Source organism: Polaromonas sp. P1_E3 (genome assembly GCF_056405935.1).
This window is the reverse complement of the sequence record NZ_JBFUBD010000592.1, coordinates 1-1,312: the sequence shown is the minus strand read 5'-3', so window position 1 is coordinate 1,312 and position 1,312 is coordinate 1. Positions and strand designations below refer to the sequence as shown.

Below are 1,312 nucleotides of genomic sequence, written 5' to 3'. Positions count from 1 at the left end.
CCATGCCCTGCGTGGGCAGGCCCTCATACATGATGGTGGCCATGCCTGCGATGAGCGGGCCGTAGATGATGTAGCTGTGGCCCACGACCCAACCGATGTCGCTGGTCGAAAAGTAAGTTTCGCCGGCGCGGCCGTCAAAGATGTGTTTCATGCTGGCGGCCAGCGCCACGGCATAACCGCCGGTGTCGCGCTGCACGCCCTTGGGCTTGCCGGTGGTGCCGCTGGTGTAGATGGTGTAGCTGATGGCGGCGGAGTCCAGCCACACGCAGTGCACCAGCGCGTGCATGTACTTGGCGCGCAGGGTTTCCCAATGCAGGTCGCGCCCGGCCACCATGGGCATGGGCGCGAGGCCCCGGTCAACCAGCAACACGGCTTCGGGCTGGTGTTTTGACAGGCGGATGGCTTCGTCAAGCAGCGGCTTGTACGCCACCACCTTGCCGCCGCGCGAGCCCGCGTCGGCGCTGACGATGACGCGCGGCGTGGCGTCGTCAATGCGTGAGGCGAGCGAGCCGCTGGCAAAGCCGCCAAACACCACGCAGTGAATGGCGCCTATGCGCGCGCAGGCCAGCATGGCAAAGGCGGCCTCGGCAATCATCGGCATGTAGATCAGCACGCGGTCGCCCTTGACGACACCCATGGCCAGCAGGCTGGCTGCCATGCGCTGCACTTCGGCGTGCAGCTCGGTGAAGGTGTAGGTTTTTTCAATGCCGGTTTCGCTGGAGACGTAAATCAGCGCGGGCTGGTCTGGCCGGTCTTTCAGGTGACGGTCTACCGCGTTGTGGCAGAGGTTGGTTTGCCCGCCTTCAAACCACTGGGCAAACGGCGGATTGTCGTCGTTGCAGACGCGGGTGAAGGGCTTGTGCCAGTCGATCAGTTGGGCCTGCTCGGTCCAGAAGGTGTCGGGCTGGTCGATGGACTGGCGGTAGAAGTCTGCGTAGCGCGTCATGTCTTGTCTCCGTTTTTGTTTTCTCTGCAGCTTTGTTTATATCTTGACGACAATGCGGCCGCGCACCTTGCCCGACATCAAGTCGGCGGCTTTTTCCRCCGCTTTCGCCATCGGAATCTCTTCCAGCATGGCCTCCAGCCTGGCAGTGTCCAGGTCTTTTGCCAACCGGTCCCAGGCCTGCTGGCGTTTGGCCAGCGGCGCCATCACGCTGTCGATGCCGGCCAGGGTCACGCCGCGCAGAATAAACGGCATCACTGTCGCGGGGAAATCCGCACCCTGCGCCAGCCCGCAGGCCGTGACCACGCCGCCGTAACGCGTTTGCGCACACGCATTGGCCAGTGTGTGCGAACCAACGGCGTCCACCAC

1 protein-coding gene and 1 pseudogene are annotated in these 1,312 nt (G+C 63.7%); both read right to left on the bottom strand.

Annotated elements, in window-relative coordinates; translation table 11 throughout:
- Positions 1-946 (bottom strand): AMP-binding protein (locus AC1D0Z_RS21990; RefSeq protein WP_477660273.1); only part of this gene is annotated, 946 nt, incomplete at its 3' end.
- A gap of 36 nt (positions 947-982) precedes the next feature.
- Positions 983-1,312 (bottom strand): annotated as a pseudogene (locus AC1D0Z_RS21985) (oxidoreductase); the annotation flags it as partial.